General features: G+C 51.0%; 21 protein-coding genes and 1 tRNA gene. 13 read left to right on the top strand and 9 right to left on the bottom strand.

Annotation, left to right across the window (positions count from 1 at the left end):
• Positions 1-18 precede the first annotated feature (18 nt).
• The 7 genes from hisD (at position 19) to B157_RS0129015 (ending at position 5,910) form a co-directional block, all read left to right on the top strand.
• Entirely contained in the window at positions 19-1,335 is a 1,317-nt protein-coding gene (gene hisD / locus B157_RS0129045; protein ID WP_020606825.1) for a histidinol dehydrogenase, read from the top strand.
• Positions 1,325-2,086: an SDR family NAD(P)-dependent oxidoreductase gene (locus B157_RS0129040; RefSeq protein WP_020606824.1), complete on the top strand. Its 762-nt coding sequence runs from the start codon at positions 1,325-1,327 to the stop codon at positions 2,084-2,086. The genes hisD and B157_RS0129040 overlap by 11 nt, the downstream gene beginning before the upstream one ends.
• Positions 2,087-2,109: 23 nt before the next feature.
• Positions 2,110-3,030 (top strand): fumarylacetoacetate hydrolase family protein, encoded by a 921-nt coding sequence (locus B157_RS0129035; RefSeq protein ID WP_020606823.1) that lies wholly within the window; start codon positions 2,110-2,112, stop codon positions 3,028-3,030.
• On the top strand, positions 3,027-3,317 hold the full coding sequence (locus B157_RS0129030; protein WP_020606822.1) for an antibiotic biosynthesis monooxygenase family protein: 291 nt from the start codon (positions 3,027-3,029) through the stop codon (positions 3,315-3,317). Before B157_RS0129035 ends, B157_RS0129030 begins: the two co-directional genes overlap by 4 nt.
• A gap of 9 nt (positions 3,318-3,326) precedes the next feature.
• Positions 3,327-4,088, top strand: a complete 762-nt coding sequence (locus B157_RS0129025) for a cyclase family protein (protein WP_020606821.1) — start codon at positions 3,327-3,329, stop codon at positions 4,086-4,088.
• A gap of 136 nt (positions 4,089-4,224) precedes the next feature.
• Positions 4,225-5,358 (top strand): FAD-dependent oxidoreductase, encoded by a 1,134-nt coding sequence (locus tag B157_RS0129020; RefSeq protein ID WP_020606820.1) that lies wholly within the window; start codon positions 4,225-4,227, stop codon positions 5,356-5,358.
• A gap of 27 nt (positions 5,359-5,385) precedes the next feature.
• Complete coding sequence (locus tag B157_RS0129015; RefSeq protein WP_020606819.1) at positions 5,386-5,910, top strand: hypothetical protein; 525 nt, start codon at positions 5,386-5,388, stop codon at positions 5,908-5,910.
• Positions 5,911-6,050: 140 nt separating this feature from the next.
• Here the strand turns inward: B157_RS0129015 and B157_RS0129010 are convergent, their stop codons facing one another.
• Positions 6,051-7,082 (bottom strand): PorP/SprF family type IX secretion system membrane protein, encoded by a 1,032-nt coding sequence (locus B157_RS0129010; RefSeq protein WP_020606818.1) that lies wholly within the window; start codon positions 7,080-7,082, stop codon positions 6,051-6,053.
• Between the two features lie 233 nt (positions 7,083-7,315).
• Here B157_RS0129010 and B157_RS0129005 point away from each other — a divergent pair, with 233 nt between their 5' ends.
• Positions 7,316-10,978 carry a T9SS type B sorting domain-containing protein gene (locus B157_RS0129005; protein WP_245565323.1) on the top strand — a complete coding sequence of 1,221 codons (3,663 nt, stop codon included), beginning with the start codon at positions 7,316-7,318 and terminating at the stop codon, positions 10,976-10,978.
• Positions 10,979-11,078: 100 nt separating this feature from the next.
• Complete coding sequence (gene ruvB, locus B157_RS0129000) at positions 11,079-12,107, top strand: Holliday junction branch migration DNA helicase RuvB (RefSeq protein WP_020606816.1); 1,029 nt, start codon at positions 11,079-11,081, stop codon at positions 12,105-12,107.
• A 70-nt stretch (positions 12,108-12,177) separates the two neighbouring features.
• On the opposite strand, the gene B157_RS0128995 is transcribed toward ruvB, so the two are convergent.
• From B157_RS0128995 to era, 3 genes are all read right to left on the bottom strand, one after another.
• On the bottom strand, positions 12,178-12,483 hold the full coding sequence (locus tag B157_RS0128995) for an ArsR/SmtB family transcription factor (protein WP_020606815.1): 306 nt from the start codon (positions 12,481-12,483) through the stop codon (positions 12,178-12,180).
• A gap of 355 nt (positions 12,484-12,838) precedes the next feature.
• The gene (der, locus tag B157_RS0128990) at positions 12,839-14,146 is read right to left on the bottom strand and encodes a ribosome biogenesis GTPase Der (protein ID WP_020606814.1); all 1,308 of its coding nucleotides are present in this window, start codon (positions 14,144-14,146) and stop codon (positions 12,839-12,841) included.
• A 92-nt stretch (positions 14,147-14,238) separates the two neighbouring features.
• Positions 14,239-15,174: a GTPase Era gene (era, locus tag B157_RS0128985; protein ID WP_020606813.1), complete on the bottom strand. Its 936-nt coding sequence runs from the start codon at positions 15,172-15,174 to the stop codon at positions 14,239-14,241.
• A 147-nt stretch (positions 15,175-15,321) separates the two neighbouring features.
• Between era and B157_RS0128980 the strand changes: the two genes are divergently transcribed.
• A tRNA-Met gene (locus B157_RS0128980) sits at positions 15,322-15,394 on the top strand.
• 130 nt (positions 15,395-15,524) lie between these two features.
• On the opposite strand, the gene B157_RS0128975 is transcribed toward B157_RS0128980, so the two are convergent.
• The 5 genes from B157_RS0128975 to B157_RS0128945 all read right to left on the bottom strand — a co-directional run bounded on the left by B157_RS0128975 (position 15,525) and on the right by B157_RS0128945 (position 21,747).
• Complete coding sequence (locus B157_RS0128975; protein WP_020606812.1) at positions 15,525-16,391, bottom strand: tetratricopeptide repeat protein; 867 nt, start codon at positions 16,389-16,391, stop codon at positions 15,525-15,527.
• Between the two features lie 44 nt (positions 16,392-16,435).
• Positions 16,436-16,999 (bottom strand): hypothetical protein, encoded by a 564-nt coding sequence (locus B157_RS0128970; RefSeq protein WP_020606811.1) that lies wholly within the window; start codon positions 16,997-16,999, stop codon positions 16,436-16,438.
• A gap of 231 nt (positions 17,000-17,230) precedes the next feature.
• The gene (locus B157_RS0128960) at positions 17,231-19,279 is read right to left on the bottom strand and encodes a plastocyanin/azurin family copper-binding protein (protein WP_020606809.1); all 2,049 of its coding nucleotides are present in this window, start codon (positions 19,277-19,279) and stop codon (positions 17,231-17,233) included.
• Positions 19,280-19,551: 272 nt separating this feature from the next.
• Positions 19,552-19,890, bottom strand: coding sequence for a tRNA-binding protein (locus tag B157_RS0128950; RefSeq protein ID WP_020606807.1), 339 nt, complete (start codon positions 19,888-19,890; stop codon positions 19,552-19,554).
• 150 nt (positions 19,891-20,040) lie between these two features.
• A complete protein-coding gene (locus B157_RS0128945; RefSeq protein WP_026309042.1) occupies positions 20,041-21,747 on the bottom strand; it encodes a hypothetical protein in 1,707 nt (568 codons plus the stop codon).
• A 137-nt stretch (positions 21,748-21,884) separates the two neighbouring features.
• Here B157_RS0128945 and B157_RS0128940 point away from each other — a divergent pair, with 137 nt between their 5' ends.
• The 3 genes from B157_RS0128940 to pseI all read left to right on the top strand — a co-directional run bounded on the left by B157_RS0128940 (position 21,885) and on the right by pseI (position 24,912).
• Complete coding sequence (locus tag B157_RS0128940; RefSeq protein ID WP_020606805.1) at positions 21,885-23,222, top strand: PQQ-dependent sugar dehydrogenase; 1,338 nt, start codon at positions 21,885-21,887, stop codon at positions 23,220-23,222.
• Between the two features lie 143 nt (positions 23,223-23,365).
• Positions 23,366-23,848: a GNAT family N-acetyltransferase gene (locus B157_RS0128935; RefSeq protein ID WP_020606804.1), complete on the top strand. Its 483-nt coding sequence runs from the start codon at positions 23,366-23,368 to the stop codon at positions 23,846-23,848.
• Positions 23,845-24,912, top strand: a complete 1,068-nt coding sequence (gene pseI, locus B157_RS0128930; RefSeq protein ID WP_020606803.1) for a pseudaminic acid synthase — start codon at positions 23,845-23,847, stop codon at positions 24,910-24,912. Before B157_RS0128935 ends, pseI begins: the two co-directional genes overlap by 4 nt.
• Positions 24,913-24,989: the final 77 nt, after the last annotated feature.

Here is a 24,989-nt window from a genome sequence, read left to right as displayed (position 1 = left end):
ACTAACCAACGATTCTCTGTGATACAACAGATAAAAAAAGGTATCACCTACGCCGAATCGGGCGAGGCTGATGCAAAAGTACGAGCCACCGTCGAGCAGATGATTGCCGACATCCGAGACGGGGGCGACGACGCTGTTCTGGCCTTGTCGCGCCGACTGGACGATTGGTCGCCCGAAAGTTTCCGACTGTCACTGGACCAGATTGAGGATATCGTGGCTACGCTGCCGCAGCAGGTAATTGACGATATCCGGTTTGCGCAGACCCAGATCCGGAACTTTGCCCAGATTCAGCGGGCGTCCATACAGGATGTGGAAGTCGAAACGCTGCCGGGCGTGTTTCTGGGGCACAAAAATATCCCTGTCAACAGCGTTGGGTGTTACGTACCCGGTGGACGTTACCCCATGGTGGCGTCGGCGCACATGAGCGTGCTGACGGCCAAAGTTGCGGGTGTGAAGCGGGTTATTGCCTGTACTCCCCCCATAAAAGGTGAAATTCCGGCCGCTACCGTAGCCGCAATGCACATGGCGGGTGCCGATGAAATTTACCTGCTTGGTGGCGTTCAGGCAATAGCGATGATGGCACTCGGTACCGAATCCGTTGAATCCGTCGACATGCTGGTTGGACCCGGTAACGCATACGTGGCCGAAGCCAAACGGCAGCTTTATGGTAAAGTGGGTATCGACCTGTTTGCCGGACCGACCGAAACGCTGGTCATTGCCGACGATACCTGCGATGTACGCACCTGCGCTACTGATTTGCTCGGTCAGGCCGAACACGGGCCGACCTCGCCCGCCATCCTGCTCACGAGTAGTTCGGAACTGGCTCATGGTGTACAGGCCGAAATTGAGCGGCAACTTGAAACGCTTCCTACCGCCGATGTGGCGGGCGTTGCCTGGCGCGATTATGGGCAGGTGATTCTGGTCGACACGGTGAATGAACTGATTTCGGAAGCCGACCGCATTGCCAGCGAACACGTGCAGGTAATGACCGAAAACCCACGTCTGTTTCTGGAGCGCATGACCAACTACGGCGGGCTGTTCCTTGGCGAAAAAACCAATGTGGCCTACGGCGATAAGGTGATTGGAACAAACCACACCCTGCCTACCCGCGAAGCGGCCCGCTACACCGGTGGACTGTGGGTAGGTAAGTTTCTGAAAACCTGCACCTATCAGGAAATCCGAACCGCCGAAGCCAGTGCTCTGATTGGCGAATACTGCTCCCGACTGTGTGCCATCGAAAACTTTGCCGGTCATAAGGCGCAGGCCGATTTGCGCGTCGAGCGGTATAAACAACCTGAGTTGACACAGCGTGAGCTGACACAGCATGAACAGTAAGCAAATAAATCTACTGGCGGGCCGGATTGCCATCGTTACGGGCGGTGCGGGTGGCATCGGTTCTGCCATCACCCGGCAACTGGCGCAGGCCGGGGCAACGGTTGTTATTACCTACAACAGTGACCCCGCCAAAGCCGACGCGCTGCTGGCTACCCTGCCCGGCAATGGACATGTCGTGAGACAGGCATCCGTAACGGAAAGCGCATCACTGGCGAAACTGGCCGATTTCGTTGCTGAAACGTACGGGCGGCTCGATATACTGGTGAACAATGCAGGCATCACCACGCCGGTACCACACGATGACCTCGACGGGTTGACGGATGAGTGGATAGACCAAATTTTGCAGACCAACGTTCGGGGTACATTCGCTATGATTCGGGCTTGTAAGCCACTGTTGATGGCCGATGAAGGAGGACTGGTCGTGAATATTTCGTCCATTGCCGGGCAAACGGGGCTGGGCAGTAATGTCGCTTACTGTGCCTCAAAAGCAGCCATCGATAGTATGACCCGTTCATTAGCCCGCTCACTGGCCCCGAAAATTCGGGTGGTGTCCGTGGCACCGGGCTTGGTTTTAGGAGAATACACCAGTCGATTTGACCCCGCCTTTTTGCAAAGCAACGCAGATTTGACGCCAATGGGTCGCCTGGCTACGGCTACTGACGTGGCCAACGCGGTGCTGGCGCTAGCTACTACGATGACTTTTACCACCGGCAGCATTATTCCGGTTGATGGGGGACGAACCCTGTTATAACACGAACCCTTTTAGTCTTTCAGATGAAACTCGTAACCTTCACCGATTCGACCAGCAAACCCCGCACGGGCTGGCTCACTGACGATGCGACGGGTGTTGTCGATATGCACCGCATCAGCGATGGCGCATTACCGGCCGACATGCTGTCGTTTATTGATGACCATGAGCGGTATATGGCTTTGATTCAGGAAAATAACTGGCAGGCCATGGCTGCAACCCACCTTATGGCCAACGTGGTGTTACTGGCTCCGCTGCCCAATCCGCGCAGTTTTCGGGATTATATCAGCTTTGAACAGCACCTCAAAAATGCCTCGTCTAAGTTTGGACATCAGGTAGCTCCTGAGTGGTACGAAATGCCCATTTTCTACTTCACCAACCATCAGGCTATTTACGGCCCCGGCCAGGACATTCCCCGGCCCGTCCGCGAAACCCGCATGGATTACGAACTGGAGATGGGTTGTATTATTGGCAAAGCGGGCAAGAATATCCCGGCCGATCAGGCCGATGCGTATATCTTCGGCTACACGATCTTTAACGATTTCACCGCACGGGCTATTCAGGGCAAAGAGATGAAGTGTAATCTGGGGCCCGCCAAGGGAAAAGATTTCGCTAACGTCATTGGGCCGTACATCGTTACCAAAGATGAGCTGGAACCCACGCGCGACGAAACCGGACGGTTCAATGTACAGATGACCTCCCGTATCAATGGGCAACCCATTTGCAACGGCAACTTTAATACCATTCACTACACCTTTGGCCAGATGATGGAACGGGCCTCCGAAAACAACGTCATGCTGTATCCCGGCGACATTATTGGTTCTGGTACTGTGGGCTGGGGTAGCCTGATCGAAACAAATTTTGACGCCCATCGTCCGCTTGAACCCGGCGACGTGATTGAACTGGAAATTGATGGGCTGGGTATCCTGAAAAATCAAATTATATGATAACTGAACACGCACTCCTTACCATTCAGGCAGGCCGACAGGCGGAGTTTGAAGCCGAATTTCCCAAGGCGCAGGCCATTATTAGTCAGGCCACGGGCTTTATTGACCTACAACTCCAGCGGGGGATTGAATCGCCGGAAACCTACCTGCTGCTGATTCACTGGCAAACGCTGGACGACCATACCGTTGGCTTCCGTCAGTCGGAGCTTTTCACGCAGTGGCGGGCTATCATCGGGCCTTTTTTCGCCAGTCCACCCGCTGTGGACCATTTCGAGCCACTTACCTAAACCTGAACCATGAAAATCATCGATTTATCCGTAACGATTTCAGCGGATATAAAAGAGCCGCTTCCTACCCGAATCGACTACGAAGACCATAAGGAAGGCGCCAAAAAGATGGGCTCCAAACTATTTGGCGGGGCGTCGGAGGATGTATTTCTGGAAGGTAACGGCCCTGCAGGAGAGTTTCTGTACCTGACGGGGCACGCTGGTACCCACATTGATGCGCCTTGGCACTACTTCCCCACCAGCGAAGGCAAACCATCCCGCACCATCGAAGAAATGCCCCTCGACTGGTTTTTTCACGATGGTGTTGTCCTCGACTTCACCGATAAACCCGATGGCTATTGCTTCTCCTCCGAAGACCTAAAAGGAAAACTGGCCGCTATCAACTACCCCCTTAAACCCTTCGACATCGTACTGATCCGCTGCGATGCCGACAAACGGTTGCACGATGATGATTTCGTAAAAATCCACGTCGGAGCCTCAGCCGAAGCTACGCATTGGTTGATTGATCAGGGCATCAAGGTGATGGGGACCGATGGTTGGGGCTGGGATATCCCGCTACACCTACAGGCCGAAGACTATTTCAAAAACCCGCGTCCAGGTGTCATCTGGGCCGCCCACTACGTTGGTCGGGAAAAAGAGTACTGCCAGATTGAGAAACTGGCTAACCTCGACCAGTTGCCGCCTTTTGGCTTCACCGTTAGTTGCTTTCCAGTCAAGATAAAGGGCGGTAGCGCGGGCTGGTGCCGGGCCGTAGCCATAGTTAACGAATAGCTCAATACGTGGTCATTTATTGTCATTTCGCTTCGCTGCCATCGGATAGTCATTCGTCCAAAAGGGAATGAGTTACTAACAGGAAATGACAGCGGAGCGAAATGATAATAAATGACCACTCAATCCCTTGCCCACTATGTCTTCAATAAAAAAAGCCCTTGTCGTTGGGGGCGGTATCGGTGGTCTGTCAACCAGTATAGCCCTGCGCAAAGCGGGTATTGAGGTCGATTTAGCCGAATTGCAACCCAAATTTAATGTCTACGGAGTTGGGATCATCCAGCCATCCAACGCCTTACGGGCACTGGACGCGCTGGGTCTGGCCGACCAGTGTATGGAGCACGGTTCTCCCTACGGCCCGGTAAAAATGTGCTCGTCGAGCGGTTTTCAGTTTGGGCAGGCAGGAACACCACCCATGGGCAGGCTACCGGTGCACAACGGCATCTCCCGTCGGATACTGCACGAGGTTTTGCATGAGGGAGTCGTGGCCAGCGGGGTACATCCACGCATGGGCCTAACCGTGAAGGATCTTGAAAATAGCCCTGATTCCGTAACCGTAACCTTCAGCGATGGCAGTACGGGCCAGTATGATCTGGTGGTGGGTTCGGATGGGGTTTACTCCAGCGTTCGCAGTTTGGTCGTGGGCGAACATAAACCGACGTATACGGGTCAATCGGTGTGGCGTTACGCGTTTTCCCGCCCCGCCGACCTCGATACGGGATACATTTACTTCGGTAAGAAAACGAAAGTTGGTCTGATACCGATGACGGCTGACTCCATGTATATGTTCGTTGTATCGGCCGAAGGAGATGACCCGAAAATTCCGGAATCGGAACTGGTTCCGCGCATGAAAGCCTTGCTCAAGGAATACGAAGCCCCTATGGTTCGGGCCGTTATCGACCAGATTACAGACCCCAAAGGCGTTATTTATCGGCCACTCGAAACGCTGCTGCTTCCTGCGCCCTGGTACAAAAACCGCGTGTTACTCATTGGCGATGCCGTTCATGCGACTATCCCGCAGTTGGGGCAGGGGGCAGGACTGGCTATCGAAGATGCTGTGGTATTAGGCGAACTGCTTGGAACCGATAACCCTTTGCCCACCGTACTGGAGAACTTTATGACCCGCCGGTATGATCGTTGCAAAATGGTCGTGGATGCCTCCAACACGCTGGGCGAATGGGAGCAACTGGACTGGCAGGGGAAGCTACCCGAAGGAGCCAGCATGGGTGCCCTGATGGGTAAAACGCTGGGTGCTATGGGCGCGCCGATTTAACCACTATCTGACCACTCGCCGAACGCCATGAAACAGTTTTCCCAGCGAAACGCCCTCACCGCTACACTGTTGAACCTGATTATCAACATCGTAGCACCGGCCATTATTTTTCGTAATGATGTGTTCTTCAATTTTAAGGGGGAAAGCCCAACGCTGGTCGACCTGTTGGTGCCAACGGTGTTAATTTCGGTCTTTGCCACCACCCTGGCTACGTTCGTGACGATGACCAAACAGCGAATGGAGCAAAAGCTGCAACCTGTCCTTGCCCCCACTACCAATTGGGTAGGAACTGCTGTGCTTACGTCAGTTATATTGGCTGTTGCCTTTGCCGGACTGTTTACGTTGCTGATGACCGGGCTGCATCCTCTACTCAGCAATGTTTACCTGTCGAAATGGGTGGCGCTGGGCTTGTCTGGCGTTCTTGGGGCATTTGTCGCCCCTCATAACGTCATTTATTGCCGTAAAACGGGCCAAACTGGTTTGTTAATCCAGTTTCGGGGAATTGACCGAGCGACCAGACAAAATTGTGTCACTAAAACCGTTTTGTGGTAATTACTCACAGAAACCCGGCAGAGAGGCTATGAAGCAACTGAAAAAAGTAGCTTTGTGGCCCCTATACCGGGTTTCTGTGAGTCAGGTTTTATGACCGGTTACGCGCTGCCACTAGCCTGTGGAGCCTCTAGCTGAATCCCTTAAAACTTGGGGCAGGGTAACTTTTTATCCCGCCGTTTCACACCGGGCCGGCGGCCTTCGGGCTTGTCAAAGATGTAAGACAGCGATAACTCGTGTGAGCCACCGCTATTGCCGAGGGTCGATATGGTCAGGTCATAACTATACCCAATGGAAAACTTCTCCATACGCCAGCCAATCAGCGCAGCCAGCGCATCATGGTTGTTTAGTGTCTGATCGTACTTCTTAAACGGGATGCCCCGATAATAGGCACCAATTGTTAGCGGAGAGTAGGTCAGGTAAGCGCCCAAATCCAGTTGGTCGTACTTGCCCTGGTGTTTGTACATGATGACAGGTGAGATACTGATTTCCTTATCTTCTTCATCGGCCAACCCAGTGAAGCCTCCCAATGGAATGCGCAGGCCGGCCTGAACACTTACCTTCGCCGGAAGCCGGTCACGCCCGCCGATGAAAAATCCCTGGTCGGGCCGGTTGATATGATGCACGGCTGTACCCACCCAGAACCAGTCCGAATAGAAAAGTCCCCCCGTTGAGAAATCAAGGTACTTTTGTGAGGGTAAACCACCCTGCAACGCCGGGTCCCCGGAAACACTGCCCGTAATGAACCCCCGGTCGGTAAACTGATCGCCAGTGGTAAGACCAAAATAATTGATACTTCGGTTTACGTACGATCCCTGTAAACCCAATCGGACGAAGGAGGACTCACTCACCTGAAACTGGTATGCATATTGCAGCCCGATATCTGTCGACTGAATCCGGCCCTGACCCTGGTTATCGCTTTGAATCGTTAAACCAATGCCACTGCTATATTTATCAATGAAATGATCGACCGCCACCATCGTTGTTACGTAGTTGGTAATGGCAGGCCACTGGTTCCGGTAATTCGCCGTGATACGGGGGGCTAAGGCTGATCCGGCAAACGCCGGATTCAGGTAAAGGGGAGCCGCGTAAAACTGGGTGAACTGAGGATCCTGAGCAAAGGCCATCCGGCTCAGGGCCAGCGTCAAAATCGTCAGTATGTATTTTTTAAGCATAACGGCAAGATCAGGGCAAAGACTGGGCCAACTTTATTGTTGCAACGTTGTCAACCGAAACGAAGTATTAAAGAATAGAGCAATCAATAAAATTAGGCGAATTTTACGGCTTTTTATGGCAGTGAGTCGATAAAATTTTAACGGATTACTGTCGTTTATACTAACGTAATGCCCTTGTTGTTGTTATGTTACGGGAATGAATTTGAGCGGTGGGCTTCATTTGTTATTTGTTCATGGTAAGGTTTAGTCATGTTATTCGTATCGCTGGACTTTGGGCCGTGCTGTTTCTGCTGGCAGGACAGACTGTGTCCTGGGCGCAGGGATTTAAGATTAGTGGTAAAACGTGCGTTCCTGATGTAGAATGTAAGTCGGACTCTGTTGTATTTACAGATAGCGTACTAACCGGTGTAACCAGCCGAATCTGGGATTTTGGCGATGGAACAACCGTTACGAAGCAGAGGGATTCAGTAGCCCGGCACGTTTACCAGCGGGCGGGGTCTTACACGATTCAGTTGACAAGAACGGTTAATGGAGTAACGCAAACAGTTAGTAAACCGATTACAGTCTATAATCGTCCACAATCGTTTTCCAACTGGCGCACGGATACTACCATATGTAAAGGAGAAACAATAACATTAGACCCCTATGCAGGAAGCCCCGCTCAATCAGGACTTCGATTCATCTGGTACCCAAAAGGAGACACCACACAGAGTATACGGGTTGATAGTTCTGGCTGCTATTCGGTCGAGGCCATAAGCCCCAACGGGTGTTCTTACCAGGATCGAATTAACGTTGATGTTTGTGGGGAAAAAAAAGAATCGCAGGGCGTGAAGTGGTATTTTGGGCAAAATGCCGGCCTCGATTTTAGCGGTGGTGGGGCGCCTAAACCCATTACAGACGGTAAGCTGAGCACTATTGAAGGGTCTTCTTCCATTGCCAATACCAAAGGAATACTCCTGTTTTATACCGATGGGATTATTATTTATGATAAGGATGGAAAACCGCTGAAATCGCAGGTGCCGGGTGACACCAATACGGTACAACTGCCGCTGGCCGGGAGTAAAAACTCTACCCAATCCGCACTGATTGTACCAAAGCCAACCTGCCGGGGTTGCGAGTACCTGTATTATGTGTACACAACCTCCGAGATTCGGGGGAAGAAAACACTGACCTACAGTGTGGTGGACATGCGGCAGAATGGTGGCAAAGGGGCCATTGTTGAGAAAAATACGCTGTTAGCGAACCAGGGAACGGAACAGTCGGCATCGGTAGAAAACAAACGGGATTCGACCTATTGGGTCATTACCCGCAAGTATGGAACGAACCAGTTTGAGGTTCGCCATTTAACCCGCAGTGATAATACCGATCCTGTAACGTACACGGGTGGTCAGGTAATTGATTCGCTGGCCAATGCCGAAGGGTATATCAAAATTGGCCCTGCCGACACATCCAGTGCCAATCAGGCTACCCGCCCGATGGCGGTTGTTATTCCGGGTCCACCCAAAAACTCGGTTGATTTATATACATTCAATGACTCTACGGGTGTGCTCAAATTTGATCGAACGCTCGATCTTGGTCCTGCCCCGCCTAAAGCCTACGGTGTGGAGTTCTCACCTGATGGCAAGAGTTTATACGTAACCATGCTGGCGGATACGAACAGTGATGGAAGCCTGAAGGGATCATCGTACATTCTTAAATACGACCTGACGCAAAAAGACTCGCTGCTGACAAAGTCGAAAACGGTAGTCGACAGTAGTACAACGCGGCAATATGGTTCCGTTCAGATCGGGCCGGATGGGAAACTGTACGTAGCCATCAAGGGAAGTAAATCACTCGGTACCATCGAAAATCCCAATGGTGGACTGCTCGACAGTTTAATCTACAATCCGGCCGGTCAGTCGCTGGGTGGACAAACCAGTCAGCTAGGTCTTCCCAACCTGGTGGCGAACTTCAACGACCCGTCCAGCGGTCCCGGACTAACGTACAGTGATACCTGCGTAAACGCGCCGACCGTGTTTCAGATCGGCCCGAACTGCCCGAAGTTGAAAGAAGCGTACACGCTGGATTTTGGCGATGGCAGCCGCCCTTACTCGACAACCGCCACGAAACCTGTTACGCACTCGTATGTATCCCCCGGTCAGTACCCCGTTAGCCTTCGGATCATCACCAAAACCAGTACGGGGGGTATTTGCAAAGACACATTGATTAAGGATACACTCACTATCCTGCCTTTACCAGCTGATATTAAACTGGGGGCCGATACGGCTATCTGTAATAAGAAGGGGATAACCCTCGATATAAAAGTAACGGCAAAGGTATACGTCTGGCTGGTGAATGGGGCCGTTGCGGGGAGGCAACGAACGATAAAACTCGACAGGCCCGGCTACTACATCGTAGTGGGGTTGGCCGCCAATGGCGAATGTTTCAAAAGCGATACGATTGAAGTACAGATCAAGCCCACACCGTCGCTCGATTTAGGCCCTGATACCCTCTTCTGCTATCGATCATCGGTCGATTTAACGGTTCCGCAAAAAACGTGGACCCAGTTTCAGTGGAGTAATGGCGGCAATACCCAAACTATTTCGGTGTCTACTCCGGGCACGTACACCGTTACCGCACAGGCTACGGTGAATGGCACAACCTGCGAAAACTCCGATACGATCCGGGTTAATGAATTACCGAAATTACGGTTGGCGGCTACTCTTACTGGTCCCACTACCTGTACCTCGGCCGATGGAGCCATTGCCCTGACACCAACGCCCGCTGGCGTCTATCAATACAACTGGACCCGTTTCGATGGGGCTATCCTGACAGGCACGGGGAGTCGGCAAACCAGTTTGACCGAAGGAGGATACAAAGTAAACGTAACGGATACGGTACATGCCTGTAAAGTTGATACGGCTTTTACGCTGAAATCGCCAGCGAATCAGCTGGCCCTTGCACCCAGGATTGTGGACGCTTTGTGCAGTATACCCAATAGTGGCACCATCAGTCTGACCGTTACGGGAGGAACACCCGCCAGTTACGTATGGCTGGATGCTAACAACAATTTAATTACCACTACGCCGGTGTTGGGAACTGCAAATCCGGGGTTCTATACGGTACAGGTAACTGATATACTAGGCTGTAAAGCATTGAGAGATAGCATAAAAGTTGGCCTGGACAGCACTGGCTTCGCCCGTCTGGTACCCGATACCCTCAAATGCCCCGGCCTCTCAGTGTTACTGGCCCCACAGTCAGGTGATCAACCAGGCAATGTCTACCAATGGAGTAATGGGGCAACTTCGCCAACGATTTCGGTTGCTCAACCGGGTTCGTATAGCCTGACCGTTAGAAATACGCAAACGGGTTGCGTAGGCCGCAGCAGTACACGGGTTGGCGAACGCCCGCCACCAGCATTTTCGCTCACAGAACTGGCTTCCCTGTGCGAAGGGGATCAGGGCAAGGTACAACTTTCCGCCAATGGAGTACCCGGCTTACAGTATCTATGGCTCAACCGCAATGATACCACCAAAGCGATAACCGTAGCCCAAGCGGGTGCTTACACCGTTCGGGTAACCGATCCGCAGGGATGTACGGCAACGGGACTGGCCCGTGTACTCAATCAGTGTGAGCCGAGGGTCAATGTGCCTGATGCCTTTACGCCCAATAACGACGGAGTAAATGATGTGCTTCAGATCTTTACGGCTTACGTTACGGATTATCAATTCCGGATCTATAACCGCTGGGGCGAGGTGATCTTTGCCACGAGCAACCCGGAGCAGAAATGGGACGGAACATACAAGGGGAATACCTATCCATCAATGCTTTACCCCTACACAGTCACCTTTAAAAGTGAGTCGTTTCCGGAGCGGGGATGGGTCACGAAAAGGGGTTCTGTATTGCTGATTCGATAGCGATTTTGTGCCGTTTTTTTTGTAAATTTGACGTAAATGACCGGGCAAATAAACACGGCTTTTACGTCAAAATCTGGCCGGATCTGCACGAATCAAAACCATGCGAAACGACTTTTTAAAAGGCTCAGGTGAAGGGCTCACCGCTACCGATAAAGAGATTGAACGGGCACTCAGACCCCTCTCCTTTACTGATTTTACAGGACAGGCCAAACAGATAGAACTTCTTGAGGTATTTGTAAAGGCGGCCATGCAACGGGGAGAAGCACTCGACCATGTGTTGTTGCACGGACCTCCAGGTTTGGGTAAAACTACTCTGTCGCACATCATTGCCAATGAACTCAGTGCCAGTATAAAAATGACCTCCGGGCCGGTGCTGGACAAGCCGAGTGATCTGGCAGGTCTATTGACGAACCTGCAACCAAATGATGTGCTCTTTATTGACGAAATACACCGGCTCAACCCCATTGTGGAAGAGTACCTGTATTCGGCGATGGAAGATTACAAGATTGACATTATGCTGGACTCCGGCCCCAACGCACGGACGGTTCAGATTAAACTTAATCCGTTTACCCTCATTGGGGCCACTACGCGGGCGGGTATGCTGACGGCCCCTCTACGGGCACGTTTTGGCATTAGATGTCGGTTGGAATATTACGATGCTGAGTTACTGACCAGTATTGTGCAGCGGTCGGCGGCTATTCTGAGTACACCCATTGATGAAACCGGAGCCTATGAAATTGCGCGCCGGAGCCGGGGAACACCCCGCATCGCCAATAACCTGCTGCGCCGAACCCGTGATTTCGCCCAGGTGAAAGGGAAGGGTATTATCAACATCGAAATTGCCGAAATTGCACTAAGCGCACTGGAGGTCGATCAGAATGGGCTTGACGATATGGATAACCGTATTTTACTGACCATTATCGAAAAATTTAAGGGTGGTCCGGTGGGTTTGTCTACTATTTCAACTGCCTGTGGTGAAGAGTCCGATACAATTGAAGAAGTATACGAGCCTTTCCTGATTCAGGAGGGCTTTTTGAAACGAACTGCACGTGGGCGGGAAGTAACCGAGAAGGCGTATATACACCTCGGCATTGTACCGAATTACCGGACAGGGGAGTTGTTCGGCTAGTTTACAGTAAAAAATGTCGTCCAGATGTAGCGCTAACTTCCGACGACATTTTTTTATTTATACTCGACTACTACATTAGTTTACTTTCGTAGATGCAGTCGATGATGTTGGCTACGGCCTTATCAATCAGGAAATAGTAAATATTCTTACCACTACGCCGTATATCAAGAATGCCTTTATCGCGCATATTGATCAGGTGATGTGAGATTAAGGATTGCTCCGCGTTGAGGTTTTTATAGATCGCCGATACGTTTAGTTCGTCGTTCTCATTCAGCATATGAATGATTTTTATTCGCAGAGGATGTGCTACGGCTTTCAGGACATAAGCGGCCCGGTCAATGCGCTTTTCATCATCTACAATTTTTTCAGTAACCATGGTAGGTGTATTTAAAGGGAGATAAAGGCAGAAAGGTACACTAAAAATAAACATATGTAAAGCGTTAACCGGCTGAACGTGAGCACATTTTTTATTTAAAGGCACTTTTCTGTGACAATATCATCAATTTATCTGTCCGAAAACATACAAGTAAGTAGTTTTCCTAGAAACGGGCACAAGCTTGCTGTCATTTGTTGAGGTAATGATCAAGGCGTACCGGCGCATCCAGACTACTCATAAGCGGATAAAGTGGAACGGTATAATCAAAAACCGGGGACGGTACAAAAAATCAGTCCATCGGTCAATTAGATTTTTTCTAGTTGACCGATGGACTGATTTTTACTGCTTCAGCGAGTTATTTCTGCCGGAAAAAGAGCGTGAGGGGGACACCCGTAAAATCGAAGTGATCCCGAAGGCGATTCTCCAGAAAACGCTGGTAGGACTCCTGCACGTACTGAGGCAGGTTACAGAAGAAAACGAACGTCGGCGAAGGCGTTGGAACCTGTAGCATATATTTGATTTTTATGTGCTTTCCCTTTAACGCCGGTGGTGGATATTTCTCGATTTCGGGCTGCATGGCCTCGTTCAGTTTGGAAGTAGTCACCTTCTTCGTCTTGTTTTCAAACACCTCCATCGCTTTTTCCATCACCTGAAAAATACGCTGTTTTTCGTGAACCGAGGCAAAGATGATGGGAACATAATCAATGGGCATCATCCGCTGAATCATTTCTTTTCGCAACACGTCGGCTGTACGGTGGTCTTTCTCAACCGCATCCCATTTGTTGACCATGATGACCACCCCTTTTTTGGCTTTTACGGCCTGACCGATAATCGTTAAATCCTGCGATTCGAGGCCACGGGTAGCATCAAGCATGATAATACATACGTCGGATTCTTCCATTGCCTTGATGGCGCGCAGGGTAGAATAAAACTCAATATTGTCATTAATACGGGCCTTGCGCCGGATACCGGCTGTATCGGTCAGGATAAAATCTTTGCCATATGCCTTGTAGCGCGTGTCAATCGCATCGCGGGTTGTACCGGCAATATCCGTTACAATACTGCGATCCTGACCCGTTAACACGTTCAGGAATGATGACTTGCCCACGTTAGGACGACCCAGAATGGCAATGCGTGGAATACCCGCATCCGGGTTTTCAATGCCCGCTGTCGGGAAATGCTTGATAACCTCATCCAGTAAATCGCCCGTACCCGTACCCGTCATTGACGAGATAGGGTAAGGTTCCCCCAGGCCGAGCCCGTAGAACTCAGCCGCACTGTGCGAACGCTCTGCCGTTTCGGCTTTGTTAGCCACGACGTACACAGGCTTATTGGACCGGCGTAACACATTGGCGAAGTCTTCATCCAGGCCAGTTATACCCGTTTGCGTATCGACCAGGAATAATAACACAGTCGATTCCTGAATGGCTATCTCAACCTGTTCGCGAATAGATTCTTCAAACACATCTTCGGAACCGACTACGTAACCACCCGTGTCGATGACGGTAAAGTATTGGTTATTCCACTCAGCCGTACCATAATGCCGATCGCGGGTAACCCCACTTTGGTTATCCATAATTGCCTGCCGCTGTTCGGTCAGACGATTGAAAAAGGTTGACTTACCCACATTGGGGCGGCCAACAATTGCAACAATATTTGCCATGATTATGAAGTCGTAAATGAGTAAGTCAATAGATTTTCAGTGGCTGGTTTACGTACAGGTTACCTGCGGGTTTGCCAGCTTATGACTCCGACTTATTCGTCGTATCCCAGCCGCTTGAGCATGCGTTCTTTTTGCCGCCAGTCTGGTTCGACCTTAACGAATTGTTCTAAAAATACTTTTTTACCAAAAAACCGTTCCAGTTCTTCGCGGGCCATGATGCCCGTTTTTTTAATCATTTTTCCACCCTCTCCCAGTAGGATGGCCCGTTGTGTAGCGCGCTCAACCAGGATCTCGGCCTGAATAACAATGATGTCTTCTTTCTCCTTGAAACCGGTAACGACCACCTCGCTGCTGTAGGGCACCTCTTTCTTGTAATTCAGGAAAATCTTTTCCCGAATAATCTCCGAGGCAAAAAAGCGCTCCGGTTTGTCCGTTAATTCATCTTTGGGAAAGTAGGCCGGGTGTTGGGGCAGTCGGCTTATGATACTTTCAAACACATGTTCCGTGTTGAAACCATTGAGGGCCGATATGGGAATAATTTCCTGTGCTGTGAAGTTCTCCTGCCAGTATGCAATTTTTTCATTGACCTGCTCCTGCGTGGCGTGGTCAATCTTGTTGATGAGCAGCAGAACCGGTACCTCCGACTTTTTCAGTCGTTCGATAACGTCATTTTCGTCGTGCAGTTCAAAAATATCCGTCACGAATAGAATCACGTCGGCGTCTTCGATGGAACCGCGCACGAAACTCATCATCGATTCCTGGAGCTTGTACAGGGGCTTGATAATGCCGGGAGTGTCGGAGTAAACGAGTTGGAATTCCTGGCCGTTATGGGTTCCATTGAGGATACCCATAATTCGGTGCCGGGTGGTTTGCGCTTTGGCGGTGATGATGGAGAGCCGTTCGCCAACGAGTTGGTTCATCAGCGTTGACTTCCCTACGTTGGGTTTGCCAACAATACTGACAAAACCGGCTTTGTGGTTGACTGACAGATCGCCAGCCGGGATATTTTCCGTAATTTCCTGATCCATAATTGAGGTGATCCCGTTGGCTGATTACCAGCGGCTTTAGCAAACAACTCCCTGCCAGCAGAAAACGTTTCCGATAGCAGATAAACTTTTTTTACACAAAGGTAGTTGTATTTGTAGAAAGTCGTCGTACTTTTGCAGACCAAACACCGCGGGATGGAGCAGTTGGTAGCTCGTTGGGCTCATAACCCAAAGGTCGCTGGTTCGAGTCCAGCTCCCGCTACTAAGAAAACCCCTGATTAACTGTGACGCAGTCGATCAGGGGTTTTCCTTTTTCATTGATGTGTGAAATATCCTCCATGCGTGCAAGAGCAACGTTATATTGAGGTACTGCACGCGTCTGCGTTTAAAAATCACCTGGGTTTCATCGCCCGTTTTAGAATCCCCCCGATAAAACTACCGACGAAGGTTAGGCCGATGGAGCCGTACAGGTTAAATGCTTCCAGTCCGCGTAGTTCATTATTGGTAGGATGGTCGGTGAAAAAGGTGAATGCTATCCAGAGCGATGCCGACTGGATGATAGCCAATACCCAGCCTTTGCGCGGTTCGGCAAAACCGATGGCAGCTGCCGAACTGGCCGCCATAATGTAGGGCCAGTGAATGACCGGTGATTTTTTGATAATAATCAGCAACACAATACTATTGATCAGGACAAAGGCAATGTTGGTCAGCAGGCGTTTATCGAAAAAGACGGTTGGTGTGCTTGCCGGAGGCAGTCCATTTTTGCTTTGTTCGTCCAGCGCAAGGGCCTGGTCCAGATCGTGCTGCGCTTCCTGCGGCTGATTTAGTTTCTGCCGCGTACGCCCCCGCCAGTAGTAGGCCATTGAGTCGCGGCCCTGCGAATGAAAAACAGCTTTGTCGAACTCCGCAAAGGCGTTATCAAATTCTTGTCGGTCATATAGAATTCGCCCAATTTCGGTGTGAATATCTGCCACTGTATTATCATAACTTTCGCCGGTTTTCAAGTCGGACAGGGCGGCTTCTATGTTTCCGAGTTTTACCTGGCATCGTGCCCGATACAGGTACGCCACGCTCCATTGTGGATGTTCCTGAATGGTCTGATCGAAGTAGTGGAAAGCGGACTCCACCTGGCCGGTATTGTAAAGTTTTACCCCTATCTGTAACTGATCCAGTTCTTTATCCGATTTGGTCCGGAGGTCGGCATAGTAGCGGAGGTAAATAATGTAGCTGATAATGGCTACAGTCATCAGAAGTTCCATAAAGAAGGGGTAACATTCTAACTAAGCAACAGACAATTCGCCGGTTAAAATCCCAGCGAGACCCCCGCTCCAACAGCTATTTGTCCGGTCATGGGAATGGGCGAAGCCGATAAACCGATGCGGGGCTGGCTGAGCATGTCGTTATAACGTGTTACAGCTTTGTTTACCTGTCCATTACCAATTATTGTAAGGGTTAGTGAGGTCACAAGCGAGCCGCCATACACCGTCCAGTAAGCTCCCCCGTTGTAGCGGTTATTATTCTGAAATAGAATATAAGCCAGGGGTACTAACGCCGTTAGGCGACCGACGGTTACCAACGTTCGAAAGGCCTTGAAATGATGGGTTACTTCGGGATCGTTGAGTTCAAAAAAAGGTATTTCCAGCGAATAGGGTGAGGAGAGTTTTTTACCCCCATAAAAATAAACGCTCCCTAATGACGAAGAACCATACGCCCGTTCGATGGGCAACAAATGGGCTGGAACGGGTACCGTCCGATAGTAAGACGTTTCGTCGGGCTTGCGCTGGGCGTATAAACTCGTGCCTGGAAGCTGGAGAAACAGCGCTACCACCAGGATGACAGTGGGCCCACTCAGTTTATGTGCGATCATTACAGGTATGTGAATGCAGAACTACAAGGAGAAACGTATCAGACCGACTTTAGTTGATGATTTGTCTGCAAATTTGTGGTTTTTCAGTAACGTTTTCATCCCGCTATCTCAGTTTATACACGATGCCATGCATGCTATAAAGAACGGAATGAAAAATCCGGTTGAGGACCACCTCAACCGGATTTCGTAGCTCTTGGCAAAACGGACGTGGCCTGCCATTTAACACGTTTACTATTTCACTACCAGCGTTCCCTGCATGAGCGAGTAGTGGCCGGGGAAGGAGCAAACAAATTGATAATTACCCGGTGTGGCGGGGGCCACGAAGTAAATGGTTTCCGCACTCTCTGGCTGAAGAATATTTGTGTGATACAACACGTCGGGCGTGTTGGGTACATAGTTCATTTTGGGGCCGTTCAGGTTTAGTTTCAGGGCTGCTTCTCCTACAGAGTTGGCCTCTCCCGGTTTCGTAATCACGAAGTTGTGCAGCATGTCGTCATTGTTGTTGAATACGAGTTTTATACGACTTCCGGCTTTCACCTCCAACTTGTCGGTATCGAATTTAAGCCCCGGTTTCGTGCTGATGGTTAGCGTTTGGTCAGGACCATTGGTCCAGTCGTCGGGCATGCTTATGATGCGTTTGGCACTCTTCGGGGCTGTTGCGGCTGGCTTTCCTGCTTTTCCTTTGCTATTGGTAGGGGGAGTATCTTTCGTAGAAGCCATTGCCATCATATCGGCGTGGTTATGGGCCGGAGCCGAAGCACGAGCCGCTATGGTCAACTTCTCGCCGGGAGCAATGGCGTTGAGCGTGTAATAGCCAACGGGGTGTAGCAGGGCTAAACTACCCGATGCCGACCGGACACCTTCCGCTTTTACCTCGTGAATGTAGCCCTCGCGCAAGACGGTGTCGGCCACAATGCGGGCACTCATACCATCGGGAGCTACTACTATGCCCCGGATAGGTACAGTACGGGTATCGATGATAGGGCTGCCGTAGGTTTTGTGGTACATGTATGTAAAGCTGTTCAGGCTGTAATTATCTGGGTTTTCAGCGGTTTTGCGGTCAACGGGTAACGTGAAGGTTACCTCAAAACCATCAGGCTTGGAGGTAATAGTTTTCATCTCGAAGGGCGTTTTGCCCGTCCAGACCAGTCGCTGAATGCCGTAGGGATCTTTGCCCGTAGCGGCCCAGCCCCGACTGGTCATACCTACAATCATGGACCCATCCTGCCCCCAAACGGTGCGGATAATACCCGACTGAAACCCTTCGCGGAAGGGGAAGCAGGCGCCCTGCCACTCGCCGTTCACTTTTTCCAGTGCCACGCGCATAATCTTGCTGTGCCCCTGGTCACCCACGAACAGTTGTTCGGCAAATGGGCCAAACGCTCCTTTGGTCGTATCCTGTTTGAAATCGGAGGTAGAGATGCCCATCAGCGTATGCGGAAACCAAATGGCGGGGACTTTCAGCTCTTTTATGGTTTTGGCCACCTCAAACATGGGTTTGCCCGTGCTGGGTACATCGCTGGGTTTGAGAGCCAGTGGCGACCCCGGTTCACCCGACCAGCGTAACCCCGATGGATTGCCCGCAAAAGCACCCTTGGTCAGGTGCGTCATCCGGCCGGAACCTACCCAGTCGCCCTGGTTTTCGGTGTACAGAATACTGCCATCGCGCAGAATACCAAAACCCGCGGGCGAACGCAGGCCCGTTGCCCAGGGAGTCATTTTACCATCTTCGGTTAGTTTGAGCATCCAGCCGCGCCACTTGGCCAGACTGGCTCCGTAGCCAATCCAGCCGAGGTTGAGCGTGATAACCATATCGCCATCGGGTAGTAACAGAGGGCCATAACTGTACTCGTGGTAATTGCCCGATAGCGGCCATTTGTAAAACGAACTGTATTCGTCGGCCACATCATCACCATCAGTATCCACGAGTTTGGTTACTTCCCCCCGTTGGGTACACAGAAAGTAGCCCTTCGGGTGCCACATCAGGCCCAGGGGTTCGTGTAAACCCGATGCGAACTTTTTGTAGGTCGGCACACGGCTACCCTGCATATATGGATTACTAACCAGCCATACGTCGCCCCGGCGTGTACAAACGGCCAGCCGTCCATCAGGCAGGGGAGCTAGCCCTCCTACCTCCATTTTGATGTTCTCCGGGATGGGCAGGGTTACAATCCGGTAATAATCCTCTTCCACCGCCGGCCGCTGGGCAAAGGCAGAGTGAGTGAAAGGGTGAAAGAGCGAATGAGTGAGTAAAAGAGTGACTATCAGTAGTTTTTTCATGTGTATTTCATGGCTACGGCCATTCGTTCTGACGTAGGAGGAATCTCCGCCGTCTATTTAAAGGTACTAATTATGCCAATTAATCCTGAATTTCTGCGTTTAGAAATTTACACTCAGCATTGAACTCCTGAATCAAAATTTTCTTCTTTTCGCGTCTCCGTTTTTTGAATTTGTCATTCCAAACGCCGGGAAGAATTTCAAGCCTCAGGATAGTTGAGATTCCTCCCGGCGGTCGGAATGACAAACTACCCGGTTATTCATTGCACATTAATTTAACCAATGCGTTGTCCGTTTTCGGTTTTTCGTTCGGGCTGGAGCAGTGTTACGGTGCCATCGGTGGCAACGGCTCCCAATACCAGACATTCGCTCATAAAGGTAGCAATCTGTTTAGGCGGAAAGTTGACCACCGCCACCACCTGTTTTCCTATCAATTCTTCCATACTATATAACGCTGTTACCTGGGCCGAAGTACGTTTGGTACCAAACTCACCGAAGTCAATCGTCAGTTTGTAGGCCGGTTTTTGCGCTTTAGGGAATGCTTCTGCCGATACAATCGTACCAGTACGCATTTCCACTTTCTCAAAATCAGCCCAGGTTATTGGATCCTTCATGGGTGTTATGGTGTCATTTACCTGGCTGTCATTATTGGTGATTACATTGTCAATGAATGTCTGGAATTGTTTCAGTCAACGGCTAATGACTACGAATGACGCGGAGCAAACGACAACGTAATGACCATCAATGACCACGAAGCAGAATGACTAAAAGATAATTGAATACTGCACTGTTCCGGCTCCTTTCTTCATGTCGACGGGGAGTAATAACTCCTGTTTACCACTGCTTTGACGCATTTTTACGTTGGCTTTCGGGTCGACGCGTATGTAGTAACTACGGTCGTTAACGGCATAAAGCCCTTTGCTGACTTCCTCCACCGATGTTCCGGCCGCGAGTCGGCAATAAAGCGTTCCACTGGGCGAACCGGTTAAGGTCAAGGTTCGGGTCAGCGCATCACCATCTGGTTTTATCGCATCCATGACCGTTGTGCCCGCGATTTTGTATTCCATCGTTGGCGTACCCTGTTTATCTATTTTCATCCCTTTATACTGGAGGGTATTCTCGCTGACGCTATCGGGCCAGGCGGCTGATTCACTTGCTAATACCATCAGGGGCGTTTGGCCGGGCATATAAACCGTTTCGCCTAAGGGAGTAAGCAGCTGTGGTTCTCCCCGCTCATACCACATTTCGGTGGTGTTGGCAAAGTCACCTTTCCACACCTGTAACAAGGCCATCTGGTCAAGATCAACAGTGTAATGCATACCCGTAGGTGAACCAACCGACATACTGTGCGTCCGCTTGGCTTTCTCGCCCGGCAACTGCACGAACGAACGAATCCGCTGCACCTGATTCATGGGATCGTGGTAATCCGGATTGACACTGATAACGGCCACAGGGTCAGGTTCGGGTAAGGAGGCCGGAGCATGAAGCGGTTGCGGACGCGTACCGGCCTGCGAGACGAATAACCCAAGCCCCGGCCGGAACCAGGACCTTGAGAAATAGACTTCAACCGTGTGTGGCCCGGCGGTAAGCGTGGTGTTGCCGGTGGTGGACTGTCCCAATTCGCGGTGGCTGGCCGGAATGACGGGTTTTCCATCCACCCAAACGCCACCTACACCACCCTGGTCCAGCTCAAACTGGTAGTCGCCGGTTGTCAGGGCGTTTAATTTACCCGTGAACAGAATAGAATACTGGCGCGGCTGTCCGTACGACACCTCGTAGTTGAGCATGGACGTAGTATCCTGTTTCAGCACTTTCCGGGTACGGGCGTTCTCCCGGTCTTCGATATACTGCCCTTCAACAATGGTGTAGTTGAGAGGGGAACTCCACTGCGCTACTTTGCGGGGCGACATAACCCGGTAGCCTACGTTCCGAATCGCTATCGGTCCGGTAGCGGAAGCTATTGTTAACGGACCTAACTTATCATTGGATAAGGTTTGCATTTCGCGAACCGTTACCCCGTTCAGGACAAGTTTCTCCAGGACTGAGCGGCCCGTAGGCCCCGCCGTTTTGTACCAGACATCCACCGTTTGCCACAAACCGGGGGCTTTCATAATGCGCATCATCTCCGGTGTTTTTCCCAGATTAATAGCCTGACCGGTAGGTAATGTCACTACAACGTCGGCATTGGGTGTCGTCATCAGGTTGAAATGCAATCGAAAATCATCTGTCGGGGTCAGCAGGGTTAATGGGGTTCCGGAACCCGTCAGAACAGTATTGCCCGATTGTGGACGCATCGACGAGCCATCGGCTGCCGGCGATACAGACCCGGCCAGTTGCCAGCCTTTGGGTAAGGTTAGTTGCGAGGGGGCAATCGCCGGTAAATCACTCTGTGCATACAGTGATGCCGACAACAGGACACCAAGCATAAGCACAGCCGTTCGGCGAAGAATTGAGTTAGTAGTTAGTAGCATAGATTCGGAAAAGTAGTGTAGGTATTCTGGATACCCATTAGCAACAGTAAAAGTCTGTAATTAACAAGATACCTCCAAAAACTTTTAACGTTAACCATCCGTTCTTTTGACATATCTAAAACCGAATTAATGTCACTATGAACCTTACACTTCTTTTACTAACGGCTGCTTCCATGGCGCTGGCCGGACCAGAAAAACCCGTAAAGTCCCGGTCGGCTATTACCCGACAGGAAAAAACTACACCTCCCGAAAATGGTGGTATTAAACTTATCAATGGATTCCAGGCATCGGTCTTTGCCGAAAACCTGGGTAAAGCCCGGCATATTGTGGTGGACCCGGCCGGAACAGTTTTCGTGAAACTGGAAAAACTAAACGACGGCAAAGGTATCGTTGAACTGAACGATACGAACGGCGATGGTAAGGCCGACCAGACCATGATGTTTGGTGACTACACCGGTACGGGTATGGCTCTCTACAAAGACTATCTGTATGCTTCGTCCGATACGTCGGTGTATCGGTATAAACTGACGAATGGGAAGGTGATGGAAACGACTCCTGCCGAGCCGATTATTGTTGGGCTAACGCTCCAGCGGCAGCATGCCAGTAAGTCGATAACGATTTCGCCGGATGGTAAGCTATTCGTTAATTTTGGTGCCCCCTCCAATGCCTGCCAGGAGAAAGACCGGCAGAAAGGATCGATGGGAATGGACCCCTGCCCCATTCTGGAAGAGTACGGCGGTATCTGGCAGTTCGATGCCAATAAACTCAACCAGCATAAGGCTGATGGAAAACGGTACGCTACCGGTATCCGTAACGCGGTTTCCCTCGATTGGAATACGGCGAATAATACGCTTTATGCCCTGCAACATGGCCGCGATATGCTTAATAGCTGGGGTGGCGCTTTTACCGATGAAGTGAGTGCGGAGTTGCCTTCCGAAGAGTTTTTGATGGTAAAAGAAGGCAATGACTTCGGCTGGCCGTACTGCTACAATAACCAGGTGAAGAATCAGAAATTTCTGGCTCCCGAATATGGCGGTGATGGTACGAAGGTGGACCGGTGTGCGGGCAAAGAGAAGCCCATTATGGCGTTTCCGGGTCACTGGGCGCCGAATGATCTGTTATTTTATACAGGGAGTGCTTTCCCTGCCCGCTACAAAAATGGAGCTTTTGTCTGTTTCCACGGTTCCTGGAACCGCGCCCCACTGAAACAGGGCGGCTATTTTGTGGCCTTCATTCCATTCGGGAAAGATGGCCGTCCGTCAGGGAAGTACGAAGTATTTGCCGAGAACTTTGCCGGTGTACCGGAGCAGGGAACACCGGGTACCGGTGTCAACGCCGGTAAGCTTGACTTGGACAGCCCCGGCGATGCCAAAGCCCGTCCGGTAGGGCTGGCGCAGGGCCCCGATGGTTCGCTCTATATCAGCGATTCGGTGAAAGGAAATGTCTGGAAAGTAACGTATACGGCGAAGAAATAGTCGCTCAGTATTAGTAGATAACGTCCGGTTTTAACCTATATAGGTTGAAACCGGACGTTTGTTTTTACCGATTATTGCAGAAAGAGACTGGACTGTATAGACACCTGCTACTGTTTCACCAACCCTATAAGTCGACACGTCAAATGGCTCAGTTAGTCTACCGAACAGCCCAGATAATCGATGCCCAGCTTTATTTCGACTGGGCCAATGATCCCGATACCCGGCGGCAATCGTTCAATTCAAACCCTATCTCACTGGAAACGCACACGGCCTGGTTTACGCGCAAACTGACCGATGCCAATGCGCTGTTGCTTGTCTTTTTCGACGAGATGGAGCAGGCGGTGGGGCAGGTCCGATTCGAGCGAGCACCCGTAGCCGATATGCCCGACGAAATCATTATCGGTATCTCGGTCGATGCCAGTCAGCGTGGCAAGGGAATGGCCACTCAGCTAATTCAGCAGGGGTGTGCCGCATGTCGGGAGCAGTGGGGTATGGTTACGATTCATGCCTACATTAAGGCCAATAACCGGGCGTCGATGCGGGCCTTCGAGCGGGCAGGTTTCGTACTGTCGGGCGAAAGCGGTAAATTTGATACGCCAAGTTTGCTTTACATCAACAGTCAATGAGTAGTATCCAGCCGATTCAGGTTGCCCAGTTTACCATAAGTCCAGTCCATCGCCCGTTTGTTATCGCCGAAATGTCGGGGAATCATAACCAGTCGCTCGACCGGGCTTTGGAAATAGTGGATGCCGTAGCGGATGCCGGTGCCCATGCCCTTAAACTTCAGACGTACACACCCGATACGATTACATTCAACGGAGCTTCGGAAGAGTTTTACATTCGGGATGCCAAATCGCTCTGGGCCGATAAGAACCTGTATAAACTCTACGCCGAAGCGTACACACCCTGGGAGTGGCACAAACCTATTTTCGACCACGCCAAAAAGCGGGGTATGATCGCTTTCAGTTCGCCGTTCGACACCACGGCGGTCGACTTTCTGGAATCGCTGGATGTGCCCCTTTATAAAATTGCTTCGTTTGAAAATACAGACCATATCCTGCTCAAAAAAGTAGCCCAAACTGGTAAGCCGGTCATTATGAGTACGGGTGTAGCCTCCGTGGCTGACCTAGAGGAGTCGGTAAAGGTTCTCAGGGCCAATGGGTGTAAAGACCTCATTTTGCTCAAATGCACGAGCACTTACCCGGCCACGCCCGAAACGACTAACCTGCTCACCATTCCGCATATGCGGCAACTCTTCGATGTACCCGTTGGCCTTTCTGACCATACCATGGGCATCGGGGCGGCCGTGGCAGCGGTGGCGTTGGGAGCCGTAGTGCTGGAGAAACACGTTACACTGCGCCGGGCCGATGGAGGGGTCGATTCTGCCTTCTCGCTGGAACCCGACGAACTTAAAAACCTCGTCGTTGAAACCGAACGGGCGCAGTTGGCAATGGGGCAGATTAGTTATACTCTCACCCCGAAAGAAGCGAAAAGTCTGCAATTCAAACGGTCGCTGTACGTCGTGCGCGCCATGCAGGCGGGTGAACGCTTCACGCCCGACACTGTGCGCAGTATTCGCCCGGCGAACGGTCTGCACACCCGCTACTACGACGGCATCATCGGCAAAGCCGCCACGCAGAACATCGAAGCAGGCACGGCACTGGACTGGAACCTAATTGCGAATGAATGAATGAGTGAATGAGTGAATAGCTGGCGTAAACAAAGTGCTCGCGCCAGCTATTCACTCATTCGCTCATTCATTCATTC

Origin of the sequence: Spirosoma spitsbergense DSM 19989 (genome assembly GCF_000374085.1) — a bacterium.
GTDB classification, from domain to species: Bacteria; Bacteroidota; Bacteroidia; order Cytophagales; family Spirosomataceae; genus Spirosoma; species Spirosoma spitsbergense.
This window is presented reverse-complemented; position numbering and strand designations above follow the sequence as displayed.